We start from the raw sequence: 21,572 nt of genomic DNA on the forward strand, positions 1-21,572 counted from the left end.
GGGTCCTCACTGCTGGGAGGCGGACGGGTGGACGACGAGCTTGCCGGTGAGCGAGCCGTCGATCATGAGCTGGAAGCCCTTGTGGATCTCCTCCAGCGGCAGCGTCCGGTCGATGACGGGCCGCACGCCCGTCGCCTCCATCATCCGGAGCAGCGCGACGAGCTCGGAGCGGGTGCAGCCGGTGGAGCCCATGACGCGCAGCTGCTGGTAGAAGATCCGGTTCAGGTCGGCGGACGGGGCGGCCCCGCTGGTGGCTCCGGCGATCACCACGGTCCCGCCCGGCCTCAGGCATTTGAGGGAGTGCGCCCAGGTGGCCTCGCCGACGGTCTCGATGACGACGTCGACGCGTTCGGGCAGCCGCCCGCCGGTGGGAAGCGCGGCGCGCGCGCCCCAGGTGAGGGCCTCGGCGCGCTTGTCCTCGCTGCGGCTGGTGGCGTAGACGACGGCGCCCGCGGCGGCGGCGAGCCTGATCGCGGCGGAGGCGACGCCCCCGCCGGCGCCCTGGACCAGCACCCGGTCCCCGGCGGTGATCCTCGCCTGGGTGAAGAGCATCCGGTAGGCGGTGCCCCAGGCGACGGGCAGGCAGGCGGCCTCGTCGAAGGACAGCCAGGACGGCTTGGGCACGAGGTTGCCCGTGGGCACGGCGAGGTACTCGGCGAAGGCGCCGTCGTGGCGCTCGGACAGCAGGGCGCGGTCCGGGTCGAGGGTCACGTCGCCCCCGCCGGCCTCGGGGTCGCCGAGCACCGGGTGGACGATCACCTCGTCGCCGTTCTCGTTGTACCCCGCCGCGTCGCAGCCGAGGATGATCGGCAGCCGCTCGGGGGGATGCCCCACCCCGCGCAGGGTCCACAGGTCGTGCATGTTCAGGGAGGAGGCCACGACCCGGACGAGCGACCACCCGGGCCGGGCCTCGGGCTTGGGCGCGTCTCGCAGGACCAGGCCCGACAGGGGATCGGCGGCGCTCTGGGAGATGGCGGTTGCAGCGAGCATGCCGCAACGGTCCCGCGGGCCGGGATGATCGTCACAGTCCGTGTTCCGCAGCGCGGCACAGTGACTGGAGGCGGGGGCCCGCGGCCGGTTCGATGCCGTGCATGAGCTCCACCACCGAACCCGCGACAGCGACACCCCGGGGCGCCCTGCGGCGTCCGGACGAGCTGACCCCGAACCTCGACGTCAGCGGGCTGGTCGACACCGACGGCGGCCTGCTGGACCGGGCGATCTTCACCGACGAGCAGGTCTACCGGCAGGAGATGCGTCGGATCTTCGCCCCGAGCTGGCTGTTCCTGGCGCACACCGACCAGTTCCACAAGCCCGGTGACTTCTTCAGCACCTTCATGGGCGAGGACCCGGTGATCGTCACCATGGACAAGAGCCGCCGGATCCGGGCCTTCCTCAACTCCTGCCGCCACCGCGGCGCCCGGGTTTGCCGCGCCGACTCCGGAAGCACCCGCAACTTCACCTGCACCTACCACGGCTGGTCCTTCGACCTGGAGGGCAAGCTCGTCAGCGTCCCCAACAAGGACGGCTATCCCGAGTCGTTCGACACCGGGGACTGGGGCCTGGTCGAGGTCCCGCACGTGCAGGAGTACCACGGGCTGATCTTCGGCACCTGGAACCCCGAGCCGGTCTCCCTGCGCGAGTACCTGGGCGACATGGCCTGGTACATGGACGCGATGCTCGACCACGACCCCGAGGGCACCGTCGTGGTCGGCGGGGTGCACAAGTGGGTGCTGGAGGGCAACTGGAAGCTGGCGGCCGAGCAGTTCGCCACCGACTGGTACCACGTGAACATGAGCCACGCGTCGGCGCTCATGATCATGGCTCCCGGACAGAAGCCCAAGCACGAGATCGTGCACCGGACCGGCCGCCAGTACGCGAGCCCCAACGGGCACGGCGCCGGCTTCCCCGTCCACCCCAAGAACCGCTTCGACGCCCAGACCGTCCACGAGTGGACGGACTACGACGCCCTGCGCGAGCGGCTCGGTGAGGCCCGGGTGGAGGGCCCGCTCACCAACGGCCACGCCACGGTGTTCCCGAACTTCTCCTACCTGCCGGTCAACGGCTCCATCCGCGTCTGGCACCCCAAGGGGCCGGACAAGATGGAGGTCTGGGCCTGGACCATCGTCGACAAATCCATGCCGGAGGAGGTCCGCGAGGCCCAGCGCCTGTACAACCTGCGCACGTTCGGGCCCAGCGGCATCTTCGAGCAGGACGACGGCGAGAACTGGAGCGACGTCCAGGCCATCGCGCACGGCTTCATCACCAACAAGGTCGCCCTGAACTACCAGATGGGCCTGGGCGGCGAGCGCGAGGACGGACGCCACCCCGGCACCACCAGCGAGCTGTACAGCGACGCGGCCGGGCGCTCCTTCTACGCCCGCTGGCGCGAGCTGATGAACACCCCGGCCTGGCACGAGGAGGGAGGGCGATGAGCACGGGCATCCGGGTCGCCGCCCTGGACGACGTCCCCGAGGGCGAGGGCATCGTGATCGACAAGTCGGTCACCGGCACCGAGGACCACATCGCGCTGCTGCGCGACACCGACGGCGGCGTGTGGGCGCTGGACGACACCTGCACCCACGAGGACGCCTCCCTGGCCGACGGGTGGGTGGAGGACGGGTGCGTGGAGTGCCCGCTGCACTCCGCGAAGTTCTGCCTCAAGGACGGCGCCGCCCAGAGCCTGCCCGCCACCCGGGACGCACGGCCCCACCGGGTCGAGGTCCGCGACGGCGAGATCTACCTGTTCCCCGGCGAGGCTCCCTGACCATGGCCGCCCATGTCGAACGGATAGTGATCGTCGGCGGCGGCGTCGGCGGGGTGAGCACGGCCGCCGCGCTGCGCGCCGGAGGCTACGACGGCGAACTCACCCTGGTGGACGCCGGCGAGTTCCCCTACGACCGGCCGCCGCTGTCCAAGGAATTCCTGGCCGGGGCCAAGGACTTCGAGCAGCTCGCGCTGCAGCGGCCGGAATGGTACGACGAGCAGAAGGTGCGCCTGGTCAACCCGGCCACCGTCACCGCGCTGCGCGCCGACCGGGCCGGGGTGGAACTGGCCGACGGGACATTCCTCCCGGCGGACCGGGTGGTCCTGGCCGTCGGCGGTGAGGCGGCCCGGCCCCCGATCCCCGGCGGCGACGATCCCCGGGTGCACGTACTGCGCACGGCGGAGGACGCCGAACGGCTGCGTTCCGCCCTGCTCCCCGGGGCCCGGATCCTGGTGGTCGGCGCGGGGCTGATCGGCGCGGAGGTCGCCTCGACCGCCCGCGCTCTGGGCTGCGAGGTGGTGCTCGCCGACCCCGCCGCCCCGCCCCTGGCCGGGGCGGTCGGCGAGCAGGTCGCGGCGTGGCTGCACGGCGTCCACGCCGAGCGCGGCGTCACGACAGTGCGGGCCGGGGTGGAGTCCTTCACCGCCACGGCGTCCGGCCTCCAGGCCCGCCTGTCGGGTGAGGAGCATCCCCGGGTCTTCGACGCGGCGGTGCTGGGAGTCGGCATGGTCCCGCAGACCGCGCTCGCCCGGGCGGCCGGGCTGGAGGTCTACGGCGGCATCGTCGTCGACGAGGGCCAGAGCACTTCCAACCCCGCCGTCCTGGCGGTCGGCGACCCGGTCCGGCGGCGCTGCGACGGCGTGCTGCTGCCCCGCGCGGAGCACTGGGAGGCGGCGCAGCTCGACGGGCGGCGCGCCGCCGCCACCGTCCTCGGGACGCCGGCCCCGGCGCCGACGGCGTCCTGGTTCTGGACCGACCGGCACGGGCTGCACGTCGAGGCGGTGGGGGAGCCGGCCGCGGCCGAGACCCTCGTCGTCCGGGGTGTTCTGGGCGTCCCTCCGTTCGCGGCCTTCGGGCTGCGCGGCCACATCGTCGTGGGCGCGGTGGCCGTGGACGACCCCACCTCGGTACGGGCCGCGCGCCGCATGATCGACCGCGCGACCACGGTCGATCCCGGCCGCCTCGCCGACCCCTCGGCGGACCTGCGCAGGATGCTGCGCGGCTGACGCCACCCGGCCTTCCCCGGTGTTCCGTTCCTCGGCACACCCCGTTTCCGCTCTCCCGCAGAAGGGATCGAATGACCCCGTGAGCACCATGACCGAATCCGCGAGCACCGCGTCCCGGATCGTGCCCCCGCCGGCACGGGCCGGCCGGCTCGCCGACCATGAGCTGCACTTCCAGGTCGAGCAGTTCTACTACCACGAGGCCGAGCTGCTGGACGAGGGCCGCTACGCCGACTGGCTCGACCTGCTGGACGACGACCTGGACTACTGGATGCCGACCCGCACCAACCGGCTGCGCCGCCAGCAGGCGCTGTCGGTCGCGGCGCGCGGGGAGGCCGCCTACTACGACGAGACCAGGGAGAGCCTGGCCTGGCGGATCCGCCGGTTCGACTCGGGCATGGCCTGGTCGGAGGACCCGCCCTCGCGCACCCGGCACCTGGTGGGCAACGTGGTGGTCCGGTACGCCGACCCCGCCGAGCACCAGGGCTTCACCGAGGACGACCTGCTGGTGAAGTCGGTCTTCCTGGTCTACCGCAACCGCCTGGAGCGCGAGGAGAACGTCTTCGCGGGCAGCCGCACCGACCTGCTGCGCCGCTCCGGCGACCGGTTCCTGGTCGCCCGCCGGACGATCCTGCTCGACCAGAACGTCCTGCTGGCCAAGAACATCTCGACCTTCTTCTGAACCCGCCGGGCCTTCCCCGAACCCTTCCGCAGACCACCGCCGAGCCGACACCGAGGGATCCGACATGACCGTGACCGACCTTCAGCCCAAGCAGCACCAGGTGATGACCTCGCTCGGTGAGATCGCCGTCGCCGAGATCGGCGAGGGACCGGTCCTGGTGATGTTGCACGGCGGCGGGCCGGGCGCCTCAGGGGTGAGCAACTACCACCAGAACCTGCCCGCCCTGTCCGAACGCTTCCGCGTCGTCCTGCCCGACCAGCCCGGGTTCGGGGGCAGCTACCGGCCCACCGAGGCCGACCTGGAGGCGCGGTCGATCACCGAGATCACCGTGGACGCGCTGTTCCAGGCCCTGGACGCCCTGGGGATCGACCGGTTCCACCTGCTGGGCAACAGCCTGGGCGGCGCCGCCGCGATCGCGATGGCCCAGAGCAGGCCCGAGCGGGTGGCGGGCCTGGTGCTCATGGCGCCGGGCGGCGGCTGGCTGCCGTTCGGCCCGACCCCGACCGAGGGGCAGAAGGAGATGTTCCGCTACTACAACGCGGGCGGCCCCTCGGAGAAGAAGATGGCCGGCTTCATCCGGGCCATGGTCTTCGACCACAAGCAGTTCGGGGAGGACGTGGTCAAGGCCCGGTACGAGGCGTCGCTGGACGAGAGCCACATCGCCTTCTACCACCGCTACAACGCGGCGTTCGCCAAGCGGCACGGCATGGATCCGCTGTGGCGCGACCTGCACGAGATCAAGTCGCCGACCCTGCTGCTGTGGGGGCGCGACGACCGCACCATCACCCTGGACGGTGCGCAGATCATGCTGAAGCAGATCCGCGACGTGCAGCTGCACGTGTTCGGCGACTGCGGGCACTGGGTGCAGCTGGAGCGGCAGCGGGACTTCGAGCGCCTGGTCGCGGGTTTCCTGGGAGACCTGTCATGACCGGCTGGCTCGACGGACACGTCGCTTTGATCACCGGCGGAGGCTCCGGTATCGGCCGGGCCGTCGCCGACAGGTACGTCACCGAGGGCGCGTCGGTGACCATCCTCGGCCTGGACCAGGCCCAGCTGAAGGAAGCCGTGGAGTCGTCGCCGGATCCGGCGAGGATGCACGCGGTGCAGGCCGACGTCCGGGACTCCGGGCAACTCCACAGGGCGGTCTCCGAGACCGTGGAGCGCTTCGGGAAGCTGGACACGCTGGTGGCCAACGCCGGGGTGTGGGACTTCCAGCGCCAGCTCACCCGGCTGAACGCCGACGAGCTCGGCGCCCTGTTCGACGAGTTGTTCGCCGTCAACGTCAAGGGCTACCTGCTGGCGGCCGAGGCGGCCTGGCGAGAGCTGGTCGAGACGCGGGGCAGCATCATCATGACGTTGTCGAACGCCTCCTTCCACGTCAACGGCGGCGGCCCCGTCTACACCGCGAGCAAGCACGCCTGCCTCGGTCTGATGCGCGAGCTCGCCTACGAGCTGGCCCCCAAGGTCCGGGTCAACGGAGTGGCCTGCGGAGGCATGAACACCGACCTGCGCGGGCCCGCGTCGCTGGGCATGGGGGACCGGTCGATCGCCGGGTCGTTCGCCAAGAGGGGACCGGGCACTCCGCCGCCTCCTCTACCGTTGCACGACTCCAGTACCGACCCTCGTGACTTCACCGGCGCCTATGTGCTGCTGGCCTCCCGCGAGCAGAGCGGGCCGATCACCGGCCAGGCGGTCTGCGTCGACGGCGGCGTCGGCGTGCGCGGCTTCACCACCGCCGCAGGCGGAGACCACCTCTGACAAGGAGTGAGATGACCACCCCCCACTCTGCCGGCTCCTGGAGCGCCCCCGACGTCAACCCGGCCACCGCGGTCCACGGCAACGCGCTGTACCAGCCCGAGCAGGTCGTGGTCCGGTACGCGGGCGGCGACCTCACCTACGCGCGGCTCGACGACCGGGCGGCCCGGCTCGCCTCCGTCCTGGCCGAAGGAGGCGTCGTCCCGGGGGACCGGGTCGCCTACCTGGGGCTCAACAGCCCCTCCTTCCTGATCACCATGCTCGCCGCGTTCCGGATCGGGGCGGTCTTCGTGCCGGTGAACTTCCGGCTGGCGGGGCCGGAGCTGCGCGGCGTGCTCGACCGGAGCGGCGCGGCGACGATCGTCTGCGAGGAGGGCCACCGCCCCCTGGTGGACGGGGTGCGCGAGGAGACCCCGCTGAAGCGCCTCCTGCTCGTCGACGACGACCCGGCGGCTCCCGCTCCGTCGCCGGCACCGGCGGGCTGGGAGGCGTGGTCCGGCCCGCTGGCGCAGGCGTCCCCGGCGGAGACGTCCGTGAGCCGCGGCTTCGACGACCCGGCGATCCTCATGTTCACCTCCGGCACCACGGGCCGGCCCAAGGGAGTGATCCTCACCTACGGCAACCTGTGGTGGAACTCGGTCAACGTCGACTCGCGGCTGGACACCCGTCGCGGTGACGTCACCTACGCCGCAGCCCCGATCTTCCACATCGGCGCGCTCAACAGCTTCCTGCTGCGCACGCTCGTGCGCGGCGGCACCGTGGTGCTGCGCCGGTCCTTCGACCCGCAGCAGTTCCTGGACGATCTCGTCGAGCACCGGGTGAACTCGACCTTCGCGGTGCCCGCCATGCTCAACGCCCTCAGCCGGGTGCCCGGAGCCTTCGAGACGGACCTGTCCCATGTGCGCTCGATCGTCGTGGCGGGGGCGCCGGTGCCGCCCAGCCTGATCCGGAGGTACGCCGAGCACGGCGTTTGGCTGCAGCAGGCATGGGGTCTGACCGAGACCGCGCCCTTCGCCACCCATCTGCCCGTGGAGCGCACGCTCGACAAACTCGGCTCGGCGGGCATCCCCATGCCCCACACCCAGGTGCGCGTCGTGGACGCCAGGACGAACACCCCGGTCGGCCCGGGGATCCGCGGCGAGATCGTGGTGCGCGGCCCGAACGTCACCCCGGGCTACTGGGAGGACCCCGAGGCGACCGCCGCGGCGTTCGACGAGGAGGGCTGGTTCCACTCGGGCGACATCGGCCATCTCGACGCCGACGGCTGCCTGTACATCGTGGACCGGCTCAAGGACATGATCATCAGTGGTGGGGAGAACGTCTACCCGGCCGAGGTCGAGCAGGCCCTCGCCGACCTGCCGGGTGTCGCCGACGTGGCCGTGGTCGGCGTCCCCGACGAGGAGTGGGGCGAGACGGTCGTCGCGGTGGTGTCACTGGCGGAAGGGGCGGAACTGACCCTGGAGGGGCTGCGGGAGCACGCCGCGGCCGGTCTGGCGGGCTACAAGCTGCCCCGGCGGCTGAGGGTGGTCGCCGCGGTTCCGCGCAACGCCTCGGGCAAGCTCGACAAGATCGCCATCCGTCGGCTGGCCGAAGGACGTTCCTGACATGGCGGCCGTGTCGACGTCCTCTCTGAACCTGCGTGACGGCGTGAGGGTCACCGTGGAGCTGGAGCGCCCCGCGGCCGGACGGCTGGGCCGCGCCTATCCGGCGGGCGCCCACGACCTCGAGGTCAGGATCACCGGGGCACAGCGGCCCGAGTCGCTCACCGAGGCCCTCATCGCCGTGGTGCGGGAGGTCCAGGCGGCGGATCCGCGCTGCAAGCGGGTGGTGTACGCCGCCGCCGCGGACGATCCGGTACGGGCCGCCGCGGCGCGGGCCGCGGGCTTCCGCCCGGTGGTGGAGGTCGAACTGCCCGGCGGTCGGGAGCTGAACCTGCTGGTGGCCGAGCCCGCGTGGGTCACGCGGGTGGACATGGACCTGGACCGGGTACCCGGAACCTGACCGTCCAGGGGAGGGGCGCCCGTCCAGGGGGCGGGCGCCCCTTCCCGTGATCTCACAGCTCGGTCGGCGGCACCGCGCGCGTCGCCCGCGACCTCGCCGAGCGGGTCAGCGCCCGGGCCGCGGCGGCGCTGACGCGGCGCAGGCCCACGGCGTGCCGCCGGGTGTCGATGCGACCGGTCACGCCGGCGACCGACAGGGCGGCCATGGGTCTTGCGCCGGGCCCCATCACGGGCACCGCGACGCAGCTCAGCCCCTGCCGGGACTCCTCGTCGTCGAACGCCACGCCCTCGCGGCGGATCCGGTCGAGTTCGGCGGCCAGCCCGGCGGCGTCGGCGATGGTCCGGGGCGTGTACCGGCCCAGCGGCTCGGACAGGGCCGCGGCGGCGGCGTCGGGGTCGTAGGCGAGCAGGACCTTGCCCACCGCCGTGCAGTGCGCGGGCATGCGCCCGCCGATCCGGGACGGGGCCGGAGCCTGGCGGTGCCCGTACAGCTTGGCGAGGTAGACGACTTCGGTGCCGTGCAGCGTGGCCAGGTGCACGGTCTCGCGCGTGAGCTCGTACAGATCGGTGAGGTAGGGGATCAGCAGGTCCCGGATCTGCGCGTGCCCCGGCGCGTAGACGCTGCGGCCCAGTTCGTGCAGGCGGGTGCCCAGCCGGTAGTCCTTCCCCACCCGCTCCACCACCTGGTTGCGCTCCAGCATGCCCAGGACCCGGAAGGCGGTCGACTTGCTCAGGCCGGAGCGGCGGGCCAGTTCGCTGACCCCCAGGCCCGAGCTGGCCTGGTCGCCGAAGCACAGGAGCAGGCTGATGGCCTTGTCGATGGCGGCTCGGTCGTCACGGACCGGCGGTTCGGCCAGGGCGGCGGGAGATGAGGACATGCGCAGGCACCTCAGAGCATCAGTGTCAACTAAAGTGTGCCGAGTTGGCACTTCTTTGTGACGATGATGCGAAGAAGTCGCCCGGTAGTCAAGAGTGACGAAGTGTCTATTAAAAATGACGGAGCACAGGGTGTCGGAGAACAATCTGCTGGTGGCCCGCAATGTCAGAAGGTTCAGGCAGGAGCGGGGCCTGTCGCTGGGCGAGCTCGCCCGGCGCTCGGGACTGTCCAAGCAGACCCTGTCGAAGATCGAGCAGGGCATCGGCAACCCGACGGTCGACACCCTGACCCAGCTCGGCGCCGCGCTCGACGTCTCGGTGCGGCGGCTGCTCACCGAATGGGGCACCCCCGTGTTCGTGCAGCGGCAGGCCGAAGGCGCATGGGAGGACTCCGGAGGCTGGTCGCAGCGGCTCCTGGACGAGGTCTACGGTTCGGGCTACGTGCGCACCCTGGTGCTGCGCCTGGAGCGGGGCAAGGCCGTGCCCGAGGTGATCGACGCCCATCCCTCGGGCACCCTGCATCACCTCTACGTCATCACCGGCAGGCTGAGGACCGGCCCGCTCAGCGAGCCGGTGGAGCTGAGCGCGGGCGACTTCGCGAGGTTCCCCGGCGACAGCCCGCACCGCCACGTGTGCCTCAGCGAACGCGTGGTGGCGCACATGGTCACCACCATTCCGCAGATCCGCCAGTTCGGGCCCCGGGTGACCCGCGGCGGGGGGCCCGCCCACCCCTAGGCGGGAGCCTCCGGAGGAGTGAGCCGCCGCCGGACGTCGGCGACGCCGGGATTCACCAGGGCGGTGCCGTCGGGGAAGACGACGGTGGGAATGAGCCAGTCGCCGCCGTTGAAGCCGGCGATCAGGGTGGTGGCGTCCGGCTCCTGGTCGACGTCGACCTCGGTGTAGGGGATTCCGGCGCGGTCCAACTGGCTCTTCAGACGGTGGCAGTGGCCGCACCAAGGGGCGCTGTAGACGGTTATCACACCGCCTCCTTCCAGGACTTCCTTGACCGCACCCTAAGCGGTGAATACTCTTTCTGGCCATTCGGGTAGTTATGGTAGACGCCGCAGGTGAACGCCATAGTCTTGCAATAAGGAAGGCCCCCATGGACGCTCACCGGCAGGTGTCACGCCGCTCGTTCCTGCAGTCTGTAGCCCTCTTCGGAGGGCTTGCGAGCGTGCCGGGGGTGCTCGCGGCGTGCGGGGCGCCCGCGTCCGGGCCCGCCGGGGGGAACGGCGGCGAGCTGAAGGAACTGAAGGTCGCGCTGCCCGGGTCGCTCAGCTCGCTGGACGCGAGCAAAGAAGCCGGGATCATGAACTACGTCGTGGCGCTGCTGTGCCAGGAGGCCCTCGTCGGGGTCGACGCGAACGGCAAGCTGGTGCCGGCGCTGGCGGAGTCCTGGAAGAGCGACGACGCCAAGACCTTCGTCTACCGGCTCCGGAAGGACGTGAAGTTCTCCGACGGGACGCCCGTGACCGCCGCCGACATCGTGGCGAGCCTGGAGTACAACGCCAAGAGCGGTTCCACCTCGGCCTTCGCCTACGCCTACGCGGGCGTCGAATCGATCAAGGCGACCAGCGAGCACGAGGTGACGATCGAGCTCAAGCAGACCGACAGCTCCTTCGAGTGGACGGTCTCGCCCGGCAGCCTGCTCGTCACCAGCGCGGCGTTCCTGAAGAACGGCGAGAAGATCGGCACGCCGGAGACCAAGATCCTCGGCACCGGGCCCTACAAGGTCACGGAGTTCGCGCCCGACTCGCACGTCACGCTGGAGCGCAACGACGCCTGGTGGGGCGGGAAGGCCGCGATCGCGAAGATCCGGTTCGAGTTCATCGCCGAGGACTCCACCCGGCTGCTCGCGATGCGGCAGGGCGAGGCCGACGTCGCGCTGAACGTCCCGCTGGAGCAGCTCGACCAGTGGCGGAAGGTGTCCGGGGTGAAGGTCGAGACGGCCACCGACCGGTCCCTGGTCGCCCTCGCCTTCAACACCGCGGTGAAGCCCTTCGACGACGTCCACGTGCGCAAGGCGTTCGCGCACGCGATCGACCGGGCCGGCATCGTCAGGACCGTCCTCGGCGGGCACGCCGAGGTCGCCACCACGATCCCCTCGCCCTCCCAGTGGGCCGGCCTCCCGGCGTCCGAGGTCCAGGCCATGTACGCCGCGATCCCGCAGTACGAGTTCGACCTGGCGAAGGCCAAGGCGGAGCTGGCGCAGTCGTCGGTGCCGAAGGGCTTCAAGACCGAACTGCACTACCCGAACAGCGGGCCGCAGCTCGGCAAGGCCGCGCTGACCCTCGCCGAGAACCTCAAGCAGCTCGGGATCGAGCTGGAGGTCAAGGAGGTCACGCTGGAGGCCTGGATCGCCGAGCTCGGCGAGCGGAAGGCCGGGATCGCGTTCGGCTGGTACTTCGCGACCACCGGCGACCCCGCCGAGTTCACCCAGATGCTGCTGAACGGCGCGAACGCCGGCAAGGGCGGCACCAACATCGCCTCCTACACCGAGGCGAAGGTCACCGGGCCGCTCGACAAGGCCAAGACCACGACGGACGGCGCCGCCCGCGCCAAGCTGATCGGGGAGGCCCTCACCGTCTCCGCCGCCGACGCCCCCTACCAGCCGCTGTGGTGGGGCGAGTCCGCGACGGCGTTCGGACCCAAGGTCACCGCCGAGGGGTACGGGCCGTACTTCTTCATCGCGCCCTGGGCCACCCGGATCGCGCCGAAGTGACGATGGACGCTCGCGCGGCGCACGAGGCACTGGCCGCCGTCCGCCTTCCGATGGACGTCACCGCCGACGGCGGGACGATCGCCTTCACGGTGCTCTCCGGCGAAGGCCAGGTGGTCCATGTGCTCGGCGCCGACGAGCGTCCCCGGCCGCTCCCGGAGACGAACCACACCCTGCTCCGCTGGATCCCGGGCACCGGACGGCTGGTCGCCGCCGCGGGCGGGCTCGACCGGATCGAGGAACTCGACCCGCGGACAGGGGAGGTCCTGTGGTCCCTGCCCGTCGACGGGGCGGTCGAGGACCTCACCGCGACCGCCGACGGCCGGATCCTCGCCCGCGTGGCCGACCCCGGCAGCGACCGGGACGGCATGCACCTCGGCCTGCGGGTCCCCGCGGCCGAGGACCCGTTCACGGACGTCCCGGGCGCCCGGCTGCGCCGCCTCGTCCTGGCCCGCGCCGGTACGCCCGGATCCACGGTCGTCCCGCTCGGCACGCACACCGTGTGGGAGGCGGACTGGCAGGGCGGCGACACGGCCGTCGCCGTCGTCTCCGCGGACCCCGCGCCCAGCGGCTACTACCGGCCCGAACTCGCCCTCGTGGACCTGAGGGACGGCTCCACCCGGACGCTGCTGACCACCCCCTGGCAGCTGGCCCGCCCCCGGTTCAGCCCCGACGGCACCCGCGTGGTGGTGGTGGAGGGCCTGTCGATCGTCTCCGGCCAGGTGCTGCACGTCGACCTCGGCTCGGGCGAGACCACCCGTTGGGACGCCGTCGACGACGTCACCGATCTCGGCTGGCTCGACGCGGACACCCTGTGGTTCACCGGCTGGTCCGGGACGGGCGTCCACGGCGGGGTCCTCCGGGCGGACGGCACGCTCCCGCACCGCTGGACGGCCTCCGGCGCGCTCGGCGGCAGGGACGGCCAGCCCTCCCTCGCCCCCTGCGGCCCTGACCGGGTCGCGGCGGTCTGGGAGGATCCGGCACGACCCCCGGAAGTGGCCGTCGGCTCGCTCACGACCGGCGGGTTCACCTCCCTCACCGGTTTCAACACCGCGCTGGCCCCCCTCGCCGAGGGGCTCGTCCGCGAAGAGTTGCGCTGGCACGCCCCCGACGGGCGGAGCATCGAGGGTCTGCTGATCCGGCCCATGGGCTCCGGCCCGTTCCCGCTGGTCGTCCTGGCGCACGGCGGGCCGACCTGGCTGTGGGCGCAGTGGTTCGCGCCGGCCGAGTCCAACCAGATGGCGCTGCCGCTGGCACTGGCGGGCGCGGCCGTGCTGCTGCCCAACCCGCGCGGCAGCAGCGGACGCGGCCAGGACCACGCCCGCGCCGTCATCGGCCGCTTCGGCGAGGCCGACCTCGACGACGTCCTGGCCGGAGCCGACAAGCTGATCGCCGACGGGGTCGCCGACCCGGAACGGCAGGCGATCGCGGGTCTGAGCTACGGCGGCTACCTGACGGCCTGGGCGGTCACCCAGACCCGCCGGTTCCGTGCGGCGGTGGTCATGTCCGGGGTGCCGGACTGGGTGAGCTTCCGCACGACGAGCGTCATCGGAGGCGGCTACGACGCCGTCTACCACTGGGATGCCGACCCCGCCACCAGGGAGGGCCGGGAATTCCTCGCCGCCCGCTCGCCTATCTTCCACGCCATGGACGTCAGCACGCCGACGCTGATCCTGCACGGGGAGCAGGACAGGGTCACCACGCTCGGCGAGGCCGAACGGCTCTACCGGGCCTTCGCCGCCGAGGTCCCGGCCCAGCTGGTGACGTATCCCCGCGAAGGGCACGAGCTGGTCGAGCCGGAGCACTGCGCCGACGCCCGCGACCGGATCCTGGACTGGCTGACCCGGCACGGTGTGCTGGCATGACCGGCGGATTCCTGGCGCGCAGGCTGCTCGGCACACTCGCCGTGCTGGTGCTCCTGTCCATCGGGGTGTTCGGCCTGCTCTACCTCGCGCCGGGGTCGGTGGAGCAGACGCTCCAAGGCAGCAGGCCCGCCTCGCCCGAGGCGCTCGCGGCGATCCGCGCCCGGTACCACCTGGACGACCCCGTCGTGGTGCAGTACCTGCGGTGGCTCGGCGGCGTCCTCCAAGGCGACTTCGGCACGTCGATCCGGACGGGGATCCCCGTCACCGAGGCGATCGGGAGCAGGCTGCCGCTGACCCTCGAACTCATCGGCTACGGCACACTGCTCGCCACCCTGATCGGCCTGCCGCTGGGCGTCATCGGCGCGTTCCGGCGGGGCCGCGCCGCCGACCGGGCCGCAGTCGTCACGGCGGTGGCGGGGATGAGCGCGCCTCCGTTCGCGGTCGGGCTCGTCCTGCTCATGGCCTTCGCCGTCTACCTCCAGTGGTTCCCGGTCTACGGGGAGGGCGAGGGCTTCGCCGACCGGATCCGGCATCTGACGCTGCCCGCCGCCGCTCTCGCAGTGGGCTCGGCCGGGCTCCTCGTCCGGTTCACGCGGGCCGCGCTGATCCGCGAACTCGACCAGGACCACCTCGTCTTCGCCCGGGCGCGCGGCCTGCCGAACCGGCTCATCGTCCATTACGCGCTGCGCAACTCGCTCATCCCGATCCTGACCGCGCTCGGGCTGATCCTCACCAGCACGCTCGCCGGGACCGTCCTGGTCGAGGTGACCTTCGCGCTGCCCGGCCTGGGCACCCTGCTGGTCGACTCGGTCACCTTCAAGGACATGCCCGTCGTCCAGGCGCTGGCGCTGCTGCTGACCCTGCTCATCTCGGCGGTGAACCTGCTCGTGGACGTCGGCTACACCCTCGCGGACCCGCGCATCCGGTTCGGGGCGTCCCGGTGAGGCGGCGACTGCCCGGCCCCGCCGTCCTGGTCGCGCTCGCCGTCGTGGCCGTCGCGATGACGGCGGCGCTGTTCGGCTGGCTGATCGTCCCGGACGCCACCCGGCAGGACCTCGCCATCGGCATCACCTACCCCGGGCCCGGCCATCCGCTCGGCACCGACGACCTGGGCCGGGACGTGCTGCAGCTGCTGGTCGCCGGGGCGAGGACGGCGGTGCTCGGCGCCCTCGCGGTCAGCGCGGGCTCGATGCTGCTCGGCAACCTGATCGGGCTGCCCGCCGGCTACCTCGGCGGCTGGGCCGACACGGTCGCGATGCGCTGGGCCGACCTGATGCTCTCGGTGCCCGCGCTGCTCGTCGCGATCGTCGTCGCCGGGACCATGGGCGGCGGGTTCGGGGTGGCGGTCGCCGTCCTGATCGTGCTGTTCGCGCCGACGGACGCGAGGGTCGTCCGCGGGGCGGTGCTGGAGCAGCGCACCAGGCCCTACGTGGAGGCGGCCAGGCTGCAGAACCTGTCGTCGTGGCGGATCATGTCGCGTCACGTGTGGCCGAACGTCGTGCCCGTCGCGCTGGCCGGCGCCTTCCTCAACTTCGCCTACGCGCTGGTCTCGCTGGCGTCGTTGTCGTTCCTCGGGCTGGGCGTCGCGGCGGGCTCGCCGGACTGGGGCCGCACGCTCTCCGACAACAAGGGGCAGCTGTTCACCAACCCGTGGGCCGCGGTCGCCCCGGGACTGGCGATCATGATCACGGCCGCGGCGGTCACCGTCGTCGGGGACTGGCTCCAGGAACGGGCCGAGGCACGGAGGCTGGCCAGGTGAACCAGGCGAAAGGGCTCCCCCTGGTCCGGGTGGACGGCCTTCGGGTCGGCCGGAAGGCCGACGGGCGCACGCTGCTGTCGGACGTCGGCTTCGAGGTGGAGGCGGGACGGTCGCTCGCGATCGTCGGCGAGTCGGGTTCGGGCAAGTCGCTGACCGCCCGCGCCGTGCTCGGGCTGCTCCCGGCGGGCCTGACCGCCGAAGGACGGGTGAGCCTCGCCGGAACCGACGTCTCGGCCGATCCCCGGGCGTTGCGGCGGCTGCGCGGGACGACCGTCTCCCTGCTCCTCCAGGACCCGTTCACCCTGCTCAACCCCCTGCGCAAGGTGGGCCGCCAGATCGCGGACGGGCTGCCCGGGGACCGGCGGAACGGCGAGGAGGTGGCGCGGAGGCTCGCCGAGGTCGGGCTGCCCGCCGAGGTCGCCGCCCGCTACCCGTTCCAGCTGTCCGGCGGCATGCGGCAGCGGGTCGGCCTGGCCTGCGCGCTGTCCGGCGACCCGCGGATCCTGGTGGCGGACGAGCCGACGACCGCACTGGACGTGACGACGCAGCGCGAGGTCCTGACCCTGATCAGGCGCATCCAGCGGGAACGCGGCATGGCGTTCGTCCTGATCACCCATGACCTGCGGGTGGCGTTCTCGATGTGCGACGACGTCCTGGTGCTGTACGCGGGGCGGATCATGGAGACCGGTCCGGGCCGGGAACTCCGCCGCGAGCCCCGGCACCCCTACACGCGGGCGCTGCTGGCCGCCGAACCTCCGCTGGACCGCCGCCTCGCCGTCCTTCCCTCGGTGCCCGGCAACGTGCCCGCACACGACGAGACCGCCGGACGCTGCGGCTTCGCCGACCGCTGCGCGCACGCCGCCGACGTGTGCTGGGCGGGGACGCCCGAGCCCGTCCCGGCCGGGGAAGGCCGGACTTCGGCCTGCGTCCGGGCCGCCGAACTCGCCGGAACGCCCGAGGCGGAGCCCGCCGTGGAAGCGCCCGCCGAGCCGGTCGGCGAGGAGGCCGCCCCGCTGCTGGAGGTCCGCGGGCTCACCCGGACCTTCCGGGGCGCCTCACGGCCCGCGCTCGCCGGCATCGACCTGCGGGTCGCGCCGGGCGAGGCCGTCGGCGTCGTGGGGGAGTCCGGCTCGGGCAAGACGACCCTGGCCCGCTGCGTGGTCGGGCTGGAACGGCCCGACGGCGGGACGATCACGCTGGACGGCCTGGAGTACTCCGACCTGGGGGCGCTGCCCCGAGACGAACGGGCACGGGCGCTGCGCACCGTCCAGATGGTCTTCCAGGACCCGTACTCCTCGCTCAACCCCGTGCGCTCGATCGGCGCGGTCCTGTCCGAGGCGCTGCGGGCGGCGGGCCGGGACGGGGGCAAGGCCGAGGTCGCCGCGCTCCTGGAGACGGTCGGGTTGAGACCGGAGGCCGCGGCCCGGCCGCCCGCCGGGATGTCGGGCGGAGAACGCCAGCGGGTGGCCATCGCCCGCGCCATCGCCGGACGTCCCGCGCTGCTGATCTGCGACGAGGCCGTCTCCGCGCTGGACGTCTCCGTCCAGGCCCAGATCCTCGGCCTGCTCACCGAGCTCAGGACCTCGTTGTCGATGGCGCTGTTGTTCATCACCCACGACCTCGCCGTGGTCCGGCAGGTCACCGACCGGGTCTACGTGCTGAGCGAGGGGCGCTGCCGGGAGCACGGCCCCACCGGCCGGGTCCTCGACGAGCCCGCCGACGACTACACGCGGACCCTGCTGGCGAGCGTCCCCGACCCTGACCGCCGACCGGACTGAGGCCGCTCAGGCGGGCCCGGTCCGCATGAGCCCGAAACCCGCGACGGGTTCGCGGTCGGAGAGGAACAGCGGCCCGAGGGCGCGGTCGATCGCCGTCCGCGCGGTCAGCTGATGAGTTTCCAGGACACCGGGGTGCGCCACGCCTGGCGCATGTGGCGGCGGGCTCTCCGGACGAGGTCGGGGTGCTTCTTGGCGAGGTCGTGTTTCTCGCCGGGGTCCTTGGCCAGGTCGTAGAGTTCGATGGTCCATGTGGAGTCCGGCTGGGTGTAGGCCTGGCCGGGGGCGAAGCCGACGGCTTTCCAGCGGCCGAACCGCACGGCGGCGGCGGCGTTGCGGCCGCGGCCGCCGTCCTCTTTGCGGTGGGTGGGGGTGGCGCCGGCGTGCAGGCGGTTCCAGTACAGGTATTCGTGGCGGGGCGGGTTCTTCTGGCCGGTGAGCACTTTGCGCAGGGACAGGCCGTCGGTGCCGCGCACAGGGCGGATTCCGGCGAAGTCGGCGAAGGTGGCGAGCAGGTCGTAGTGCACGGTGGGGTGGTCGGTCTTCTTTCCCCTGGTCCTGGCCATGATCTTGGGTGACCAGGCGATGAAGGGCACCCGGATGCCGCCCTCGTAGAGGTTGCGCTTGACGCCGCGGTAGGGGCCGCCTGCGTTGAAGAAGTCCGCGTTGACGCCGTCTTCCTCGTGGGGGCCGTTGTCGCCGGTGAGGATGACGATGGTGTCCTCGTCCAGGCCGCGGGCGCGCAGTGTGTCCAGGAGGCGGCCGACGTAGGTGTCCAGGCGGGTGATCTTCGCGGCGTGGACCTTGTCGGCTCTTCGCCAGTCCTTCTCGGCGTAGGGGCCGAGTTCGGGGGGCGGGGCGGTGTGGGCGTGCGGGAGCGGCAGGGTCAGCAGGAGCAGGAACGGGTCGTCCCCGCCACGGACCGCGAAGTCCAGGGCGCGGTCCATGATGAGGTCGGGCCCGTAGTGAGGGCCCTTGTCGCCGGCGTTGCCCGGTAGCGGCACGGCCTGGCGTCCGTCCCACAGGCGGTCGGGGTAGTAGTGCTTGGCCGCGAAGTGGGTGAGGTAGCCGTAGAACTCGTCGAATCCGAGCTGGTCGGGGTGGGAGATATTGCGGGGCATCGGCCCGCCGAAGCCCCATTTGCCGAAGACGCCGGTGCGGTAGCCGACTCGCTTGAGCATGGTGGCGATCGTCGGGATGCCCTTGGGCAGCGGCAGGTCGCCGGCCTTGGGAGGGTTGCGGCGGACGGGGGCGTGCCCGCCGTGCAGCCCGGTCAGCAGGGAGGCGCGGGCCGGCGCGCAGACGGGGGCGGGGGCGTAGGCGTCGGTGAACCGCAGGCCTTCGCGGGCCATGCGGTCGATCCTCGGAGTCTTGATCTTCTTCTGGCCCTGGACGCCGATCTCGCCGTAGCCGAAGTCGTCGGCGAGGATCACCACGAAGTTCGGCCGCCGGGGCGCCCTGCGGCGCGTCGGCGTCTGCGCCTGTGCTCCCCGGGGGCCGGCGGCGGCCTGCTTGTCCCGCAGCGGTGGCACGTTCCGGCCCGGGGCGAGGCCTGCGCCCGATCCGGTGGGGAGGGAGGCGGTGACCGGAGCGGCCGGGGGCAGTGCGATGGCCGCGGCGAGGCCCCCCAGTCCGAGCAGGAAACGACGACGGGCGCTGCCCTCACGCACGGGTGAAGGCGGAGACGGGTCGTGCGGGCTCACGGCTCTCCACGGTCGGGGGCGGGGCGGGTGCCGTTCTCCGACATGGCATCGATGACGGATATCGGGAGGTGATGTCGCTAGACGATAACGGTGGGCCGGGCGTGCGGGGAGTGTCTCCGCCCGACTGTCACCCACGGGAGATGAGCGGGATGCAAGATCGTTATCGAACCCTCAGGCGCCGTCGAACGACACGAGGGTCAGGACGCGGGCCGGCTCGTCCCCCGTGGTGTACACGTGGTCGTGCTCGGCGGCGAAACGCACGGCGTCACCTGCCCCCAGGTCGACCGACCAGCCCTGCGAGCCGAGAGTGATCGCCCCCGCCACCACGTAGGCGTACTCGACGGACCCTTCGCCGTGCGCGTTCTTGACGCTGCTCGTGTGCGGCGGGATCCTCCCCTCGGAGAGCTCGAACCGCCGCCGCTCCCAGGAGCCGAACAGCGTCCGCACACTCGGCTCCGCCTCCGCCGCCTCTTCGGCCCGCAGCACCTCCGGGCCGGTCAGGCGGGGCCGGGCCAGCTCCAGGAAGTCCTCCCCGAGCGCCGCCGCCACCCGGGACAGCACCTCGATCGTCGGGTTGGCCACCCCCCGCTCGATCTGGGACAGCAGCGCCTTGCTGACCCCCGTCAGCTCCGACAGTTCCCGCAGGCTCAGCCCCCGCGCCAGCCGGATCCGCCGGACGTTGTCCGCGACCACCGCGCGCAGCGGCGACCCGGCCGCCTCGACCTGCTCCGCCGCCTCGTTCACCGTCCACCCGTCCTTTCCGTCGCCCCCATCATGGCCGGGTGGCCCCGAGATCCCAAACGGCCGGGCGCCGGGGCTTCAGCGCGACGAGAGCCGGGACGGGAGGCCTATGCGGACGGTCGTCGCGGGGGCGTAGAGCACGCTCTCGGGCGGGTGGGGGAGGGGCGGCAGGCCGCAGGAGGCCAGGAGGCCGTCGTCGTGCCACTCCAGGAGCCCGGCCCGGTGCAGAAGCCAGGCGGGGTGGTGGACGGGGACGCGCAGAGTGGGCCCGTACCAGCGCTGGTGCAGGGCCCAGCGGGCGGTGAGCGCGATCTCGGCGGAGGTCGGGCGGGGGATCGGTTCGCCGACCCTCACCCGCATCCGCACCCCGGCGCGTCCGGCTCCGGGCAGGACGCGCCGCGTGGCGTAGGAGACGCGGTCACCGGCATGGGCGAAGCGCATGGAAGCCCAGGCGTAGGGGAGGCGGAGCGCCGCTCTGGACGCCGCGGCGAACACCGGGTCACCGGCCTCCATGGCGCGGAAGACGACACCCCTCTGGCCGTCTCCGTCCCTGCCGTACAGGCGGACGTTCAACTCCAGGAATGACGGGTACGGGACGCCCGCCAGACTGAGCGCGGTCATCCGCAGGCCGATGACGCCTATCCACGCGGAACCGTCCACCAGGTCGGGCGCGACGCCGGGAGGCAGCAGCGGGGCCACCACCTCGGGCTCGGTCCGCCAATGCAGGAAGACGACGTCCCGCCAGCTCTGCCCGGTGAACGAACAAGGGATGAGGTGTGGAGGCCGCCCGTCCATTCTTCGCAGCGTATACAGCCGGGAACGGGACGGACCGGCGGGTTATCCTCGGCTGGACCGGGTGGACGCCGCGGGAAGGCTGGTGGACGTGGAGACCGAGGCGAGAAGGACGGCACTCCGTTACCGGTATCAGCAGCCGGTGGGAATGCTGCTGCGGGAACTGCGGGAGGAACGGGGTCTCAGCCAGTTCGCGCTCGCCCTGCAGACCGAGGTCTCCCAACGGCACCTGAGTTTCGTGGAGACGGGAAGGGCCAACCCCAGCCCGGAGCTGATCGGCAAACTGGCCGACCGCCTGGAACTGGCCCTGCGGGAGCGCAACCGCCTGCTGCTGGCCGCCGGCCACGCCCCCGTCTACCGGGAGACGTCCCTGGAGGACGTGGAGCTCGAAGCGGTGCGCGAGGCGGCCCGCCGCATCCTGAAGGCCCACGAGCCCGCGCCCGCCCTGCTCGTCGACCGCCGCTGGAACGTCGTCGAACTGAACCAGGGCGTGGCGCTCCTGGCGATGCTCGTCGCCCCGCACCTCCTGGAATCCCCGATCAACGTCATGCGCGTCAGCCTGCACCCCGACGGCCTGGCTCCGCACGTCGTCAACTTCGACCAGTGGCGCGAACACCTCCTGGCCCGCCTGCGCCGCCAGATCGCGGTGAGTCTCGACGACGAACTCGCCGGACTCTACGAGGAGGTCTCCTCCTATCCCGGCGTGAAGGGGACTCCCGTCGCGACGGGAAACGAGGCCGCCGACGTCCTCCTGCCCATGCGCCTGCGCGTGGGAGACCGGGAACTCGAATTCTTCAGCACCATGACGGTCTTCGGCACGGCCGCCGACATCACCGTCGCCGAACTGGCCATCGAGTCCTTCTTCCCCGCCGACCCCGAGACCCGCAGAGCCCTCGAAGAACTCTCCTGACCACCGGG

At 72.3% G+C, this 21,572-nt stretch carries 21 protein-coding genes; 15 read left to right on the forward strand and 6 right to left on the reverse strand.

Annotated features, from left to right (window positions below; translation table 11 throughout):
* Positions 1 to 6: 6 nt before the first annotated feature.
* On the reverse strand, positions 7 to 990 hold the full coding sequence (locus ABGB12_RS20680; protein WP_347680296.1) for a zinc-binding dehydrogenase: 984 nt from the start codon (positions 988 to 990) through the stop codon (positions 7 to 9).
* Between the two features lie 101 nt (positions 991 to 1,091).
* Between ABGB12_RS20680 and ABGB12_RS20685 the strand changes: the two genes are divergently transcribed.
* The 8 genes from ABGB12_RS20685 (at position 1,092) to ABGB12_RS20720 (ending at position 8,425) form a co-directional block, all read left to right on the forward strand.
* Positions 1,092 to 2,432 (forward strand): SRPBCC family protein, encoded by a 1,341-nt coding sequence (locus ABGB12_RS20685; protein WP_347680298.1) that lies wholly within the window; start codon positions 1,092 to 1,094, stop codon positions 2,430 to 2,432.
* Positions 2,429 to 2,764 carry a non-heme iron oxygenase ferredoxin subunit gene (locus tag ABGB12_RS20690; RefSeq protein WP_347680300.1) on the forward strand — a complete coding sequence of 112 codons (336 nt, stop codon included), beginning with the start codon at positions 2,429 to 2,431 and terminating at the stop codon, positions 2,762 to 2,764. The genes ABGB12_RS20685 and ABGB12_RS20690 overlap by 4 nt, the downstream gene beginning before the upstream one ends.
* A gap of 2 nt (positions 2,765 to 2,766) precedes the next feature.
* Positions 2,767 to 3,990, forward strand: a complete 1,224-nt coding sequence (locus ABGB12_RS20695) for an FAD-dependent oxidoreductase (protein ID WP_347680302.1) — start codon at positions 2,767 to 2,769, stop codon at positions 3,988 to 3,990.
* Positions 3,991 to 4,078: 88 nt separating this feature from the next.
* Positions 4,079 to 4,669, forward strand: coding sequence for a 3-phenylpropionate/cinnamic acid dioxygenase subunit beta (locus ABGB12_RS20700; protein WP_347680666.1), 591 nt, complete (start codon positions 4,079 to 4,081; stop codon positions 4,667 to 4,669).
* 64 nt (positions 4,670 to 4,733) lie between these two features.
* Positions 4,734 to 5,597 carry an alpha/beta fold hydrolase gene (locus ABGB12_RS20705; RefSeq protein ID WP_347680304.1) on the forward strand — a complete coding sequence of 288 codons (864 nt, stop codon included), beginning with the start codon at positions 4,734 to 4,736 and terminating at the stop codon, positions 5,595 to 5,597.
* Complete coding sequence (locus ABGB12_RS20710) at positions 5,594 to 6,427, forward strand: SDR family NAD(P)-dependent oxidoreductase (protein WP_347680306.1); 834 nt, start codon at positions 5,594 to 5,596, stop codon at positions 6,425 to 6,427. The genes ABGB12_RS20705 and ABGB12_RS20710 overlap by 4 nt, the downstream gene beginning before the upstream one ends.
* Before the next feature lie 11 nt (positions 6,428 to 6,438).
* Positions 6,439 to 8,028 carry a long-chain fatty acid--CoA ligase gene (locus ABGB12_RS20715; protein WP_347680308.1) on the forward strand — a complete coding sequence of 530 codons (1,590 nt, stop codon included), beginning with the start codon at positions 6,439 to 6,441 and terminating at the stop codon, positions 8,026 to 8,028.
* A 1-nt stretch (position 8,029) separates the two neighbouring features.
* On the forward strand, positions 8,030 to 8,425 hold the full coding sequence (locus ABGB12_RS20720) for a hypothetical protein (RefSeq protein WP_347680310.1): 396 nt from the start codon (positions 8,030 to 8,032) through the stop codon (positions 8,423 to 8,425).
* Between the two features lie 52 nt (positions 8,426 to 8,477).
* Here the strand turns inward: ABGB12_RS20720 and ABGB12_RS20725 are convergent, their stop codons facing one another.
* Entirely contained in the window at positions 8,478 to 9,302 is an 825-nt protein-coding gene (locus tag ABGB12_RS20725; protein WP_347680312.1) for an IclR family transcriptional regulator, read from the reverse strand.
* A 130-nt stretch (positions 9,303 to 9,432) separates the two neighbouring features.
* Between ABGB12_RS20725 and ABGB12_RS20730 the strand changes: the two genes are divergently transcribed.
* Positions 9,433 to 10,035: a helix-turn-helix domain-containing protein gene (locus ABGB12_RS20730; protein ID WP_347680314.1), complete on the forward strand. Its 603-nt coding sequence runs from the start codon at positions 9,433 to 9,435 to the stop codon at positions 10,033 to 10,035.
* On the opposite strand, the gene ABGB12_RS20735 is transcribed toward ABGB12_RS20730, so the two are convergent.
* Complete coding sequence (locus ABGB12_RS20735; RefSeq protein ID WP_347680315.1) at positions 10,032 to 10,280, reverse strand: glutaredoxin domain-containing protein; 249 nt, start codon at positions 10,278 to 10,280, stop codon at positions 10,032 to 10,034. The two genes, ABGB12_RS20730 and ABGB12_RS20735, sit on opposite strands and share 4 nt — an antisense overlap.
* A 122-nt stretch (positions 10,281 to 10,402) precedes the next feature.
* On the opposite strand from ABGB12_RS20735, the gene ABGB12_RS20740 reads away from it, so the two are divergent.
* Genes ABGB12_RS20740 through ABGB12_RS20760 form a run of 5 tightly spaced genes read left to right on the forward strand, consistent with a single transcriptional unit; the run spans position 10,403 to position 17,421 of the window.
* A complete protein-coding gene (locus ABGB12_RS20740; RefSeq protein WP_347680317.1) occupies positions 10,403 to 12,022 on the forward strand; it encodes an ABC transporter substrate-binding protein in 1,620 nt (539 codons plus the stop codon).
* Positions 12,023 to 12,024: 2 nt separating this feature from the next.
* A complete protein-coding gene (locus ABGB12_RS20745) occupies positions 12,025 to 13,884 on the forward strand; it encodes a prolyl oligopeptidase family serine peptidase (protein WP_347680319.1) in 1,860 nt (619 codons plus the stop codon).
* Entirely contained in the window at positions 13,881 to 14,828 is a 948-nt protein-coding gene (locus tag ABGB12_RS20750) for an ABC transporter permease (RefSeq protein ID WP_347680321.1), read from the forward strand. Before ABGB12_RS20745 ends, ABGB12_RS20750 begins: the two co-directional genes overlap by 4 nt.
* Positions 14,825 to 15,643 carry an ABC transporter permease gene (locus ABGB12_RS20755; RefSeq protein WP_347680323.1) on the forward strand — a complete coding sequence of 273 codons (819 nt, stop codon included), beginning with the start codon at positions 14,825 to 14,827 and terminating at the stop codon, positions 15,641 to 15,643. The genes ABGB12_RS20750 and ABGB12_RS20755 overlap by 4 nt, the downstream gene beginning before the upstream one ends.
* Complete coding sequence (locus ABGB12_RS20760) at positions 15,640 to 17,421, forward strand: ABC transporter ATP-binding protein (protein ID WP_347680325.1); 1,782 nt, start codon at positions 15,640 to 15,642, stop codon at positions 17,419 to 17,421. Before ABGB12_RS20755 ends, ABGB12_RS20760 begins: the two co-directional genes overlap by 4 nt.
* A 104-nt stretch (positions 17,422 to 17,525) precedes the next feature.
* Here ABGB12_RS20760 and ABGB12_RS20765 read toward each other — a convergent pair whose 3' ends face one another.
* The 3 genes from ABGB12_RS20765 to ABGB12_RS20775 form a co-directional block, all read right to left on the reverse strand.
* On the reverse strand, positions 17,526 to 19,088 hold the full coding sequence (locus ABGB12_RS20765; RefSeq protein ID WP_347680327.1) for a sulfatase-like hydrolase/transferase: 1,563 nt from the start codon (positions 19,086 to 19,088) through the stop codon (positions 17,526 to 17,528).
* Between the two features lie 204 nt (positions 19,089 to 19,292).
* A complete protein-coding gene (locus ABGB12_RS20770) occupies positions 19,293 to 19,865 on the reverse strand; it encodes an XRE family transcriptional regulator (RefSeq protein ID WP_347680329.1) in 573 nt (190 codons plus the stop codon).
* A gap of 75 nt (positions 19,866 to 19,940) precedes the next feature.
* On the reverse strand, positions 19,941 to 20,657 hold the full coding sequence (locus ABGB12_RS20775) for a DUF2071 domain-containing protein (RefSeq protein WP_347680331.1): 717 nt from the start codon (positions 20,655 to 20,657) through the stop codon (positions 19,941 to 19,943).
* A 61-nt stretch (positions 20,658 to 20,718) separates the two neighbouring features.
* On the opposite strand from ABGB12_RS20775, the gene ABGB12_RS20780 reads away from it, so the two are divergent.
* Complete coding sequence (locus tag ABGB12_RS20780) at positions 20,719 to 21,564, forward strand: helix-turn-helix domain-containing protein (RefSeq protein ID WP_347680333.1); 846 nt, start codon at positions 20,719 to 20,721, stop codon at positions 21,562 to 21,564.
* Positions 21,565 to 21,572: the final 8 nt, after the last annotated feature.

Source organism: Actinocorallia sp. B10E7 (genome assembly GCF_039871655.1).
In the GTDB taxonomy this organism is placed as follows: Bacteria; Actinomycetota; Actinomycetes; order Streptosporangiales; family Streptosporangiaceae; genus Actinocorallia.

What these genes read in the sequence shown, in the direction of transcription:
- ABGB12_RS20680 (WP_347680296.1), bottom strand. Translation starts at nt 990, where the DNA reads ATGCTCGCTGCAACCGCCATCTCCCAGAGCGCCGCCGATCCCCTGTCG.
- ABGB12_RS20750 (WP_347680321.1), top strand. Translation starts at nt 13,881, where the DNA reads ATGACCGGCGGATTCCTGGCGCGCAGGCTGCTCGGCACACTCGCCGTG.
- ABGB12_RS20695 (WP_347680302.1), top strand. Translation starts at nt 2,767, where the DNA reads ATGGCCGCCCATGTCGAACGGATAGTGATCGTCGGCGGCGGCGTCGGC.
- ABGB12_RS20710 (WP_347680306.1), top strand. Translation starts at nt 5,594, where the DNA reads ATGACCGGCTGGCTCGACGGACACGTCGCTTTGATCACCGGCGGAGGC.
- ABGB12_RS20740 (WP_347680317.1), top strand. Translation starts at nt 10,403, where the DNA reads ATGGACGCTCACCGGCAGGTGTCACGCCGCTCGTTCCTGCAGTCTGTA.
- ABGB12_RS20700 (WP_347680666.1), top strand. Translation starts at nt 4,079, where the DNA reads ATGACCGAATCCGCGAGCACCGCGTCCCGGATCGTGCCCCCGCCGGCA.
- ABGB12_RS20705 (WP_347680304.1), top strand. Translation starts at nt 4,734, where the DNA reads ATGACCGTGACCGACCTTCAGCCCAAGCAGCACCAGGTGATGACCTCG.
- ABGB12_RS20745 (WP_347680319.1), top strand. Translation starts at nt 12,025, where the DNA reads ATGGACGCTCGCGCGGCGCACGAGGCACTGGCCGCCGTCCGCCTTCCG.
- ABGB12_RS20715 (WP_347680308.1), top strand. Translation starts at nt 6,439, where the DNA reads ATGACCACCCCCCACTCTGCCGGCTCCTGGAGCGCCCCCGACGTCAAC.
- ABGB12_RS20690 (WP_347680300.1), top strand. Translation starts at nt 2,429, where the DNA reads ATGAGCACGGGCATCCGGGTCGCCGCCCTGGACGACGTCCCCGAGGGC.
- ABGB12_RS20725 (WP_347680312.1), bottom strand. Translation starts at nt 9,302, where the DNA reads ATGTCCTCATCTCCCGCCGCCCTGGCCGAACCGCCGGTCCGTGACGAC.
- ABGB12_RS20685 (WP_347680298.1), top strand. Translation starts at nt 1,092, where the DNA reads ATGAGCTCCACCACCGAACCCGCGACAGCGACACCCCGGGGCGCCCTG.
- ABGB12_RS20775 (WP_347680331.1), bottom strand. Translation starts at nt 20,657, where the DNA reads ATGGACGGGCGGCCTCCACACCTCATCCCTTGTTCGTTCACCGGGCAG.
- ABGB12_RS20720 (WP_347680310.1), top strand. Translation starts at nt 8,030, where the DNA reads ATGGCGGCCGTGTCGACGTCCTCTCTGAACCTGCGTGACGGCGTGAGG.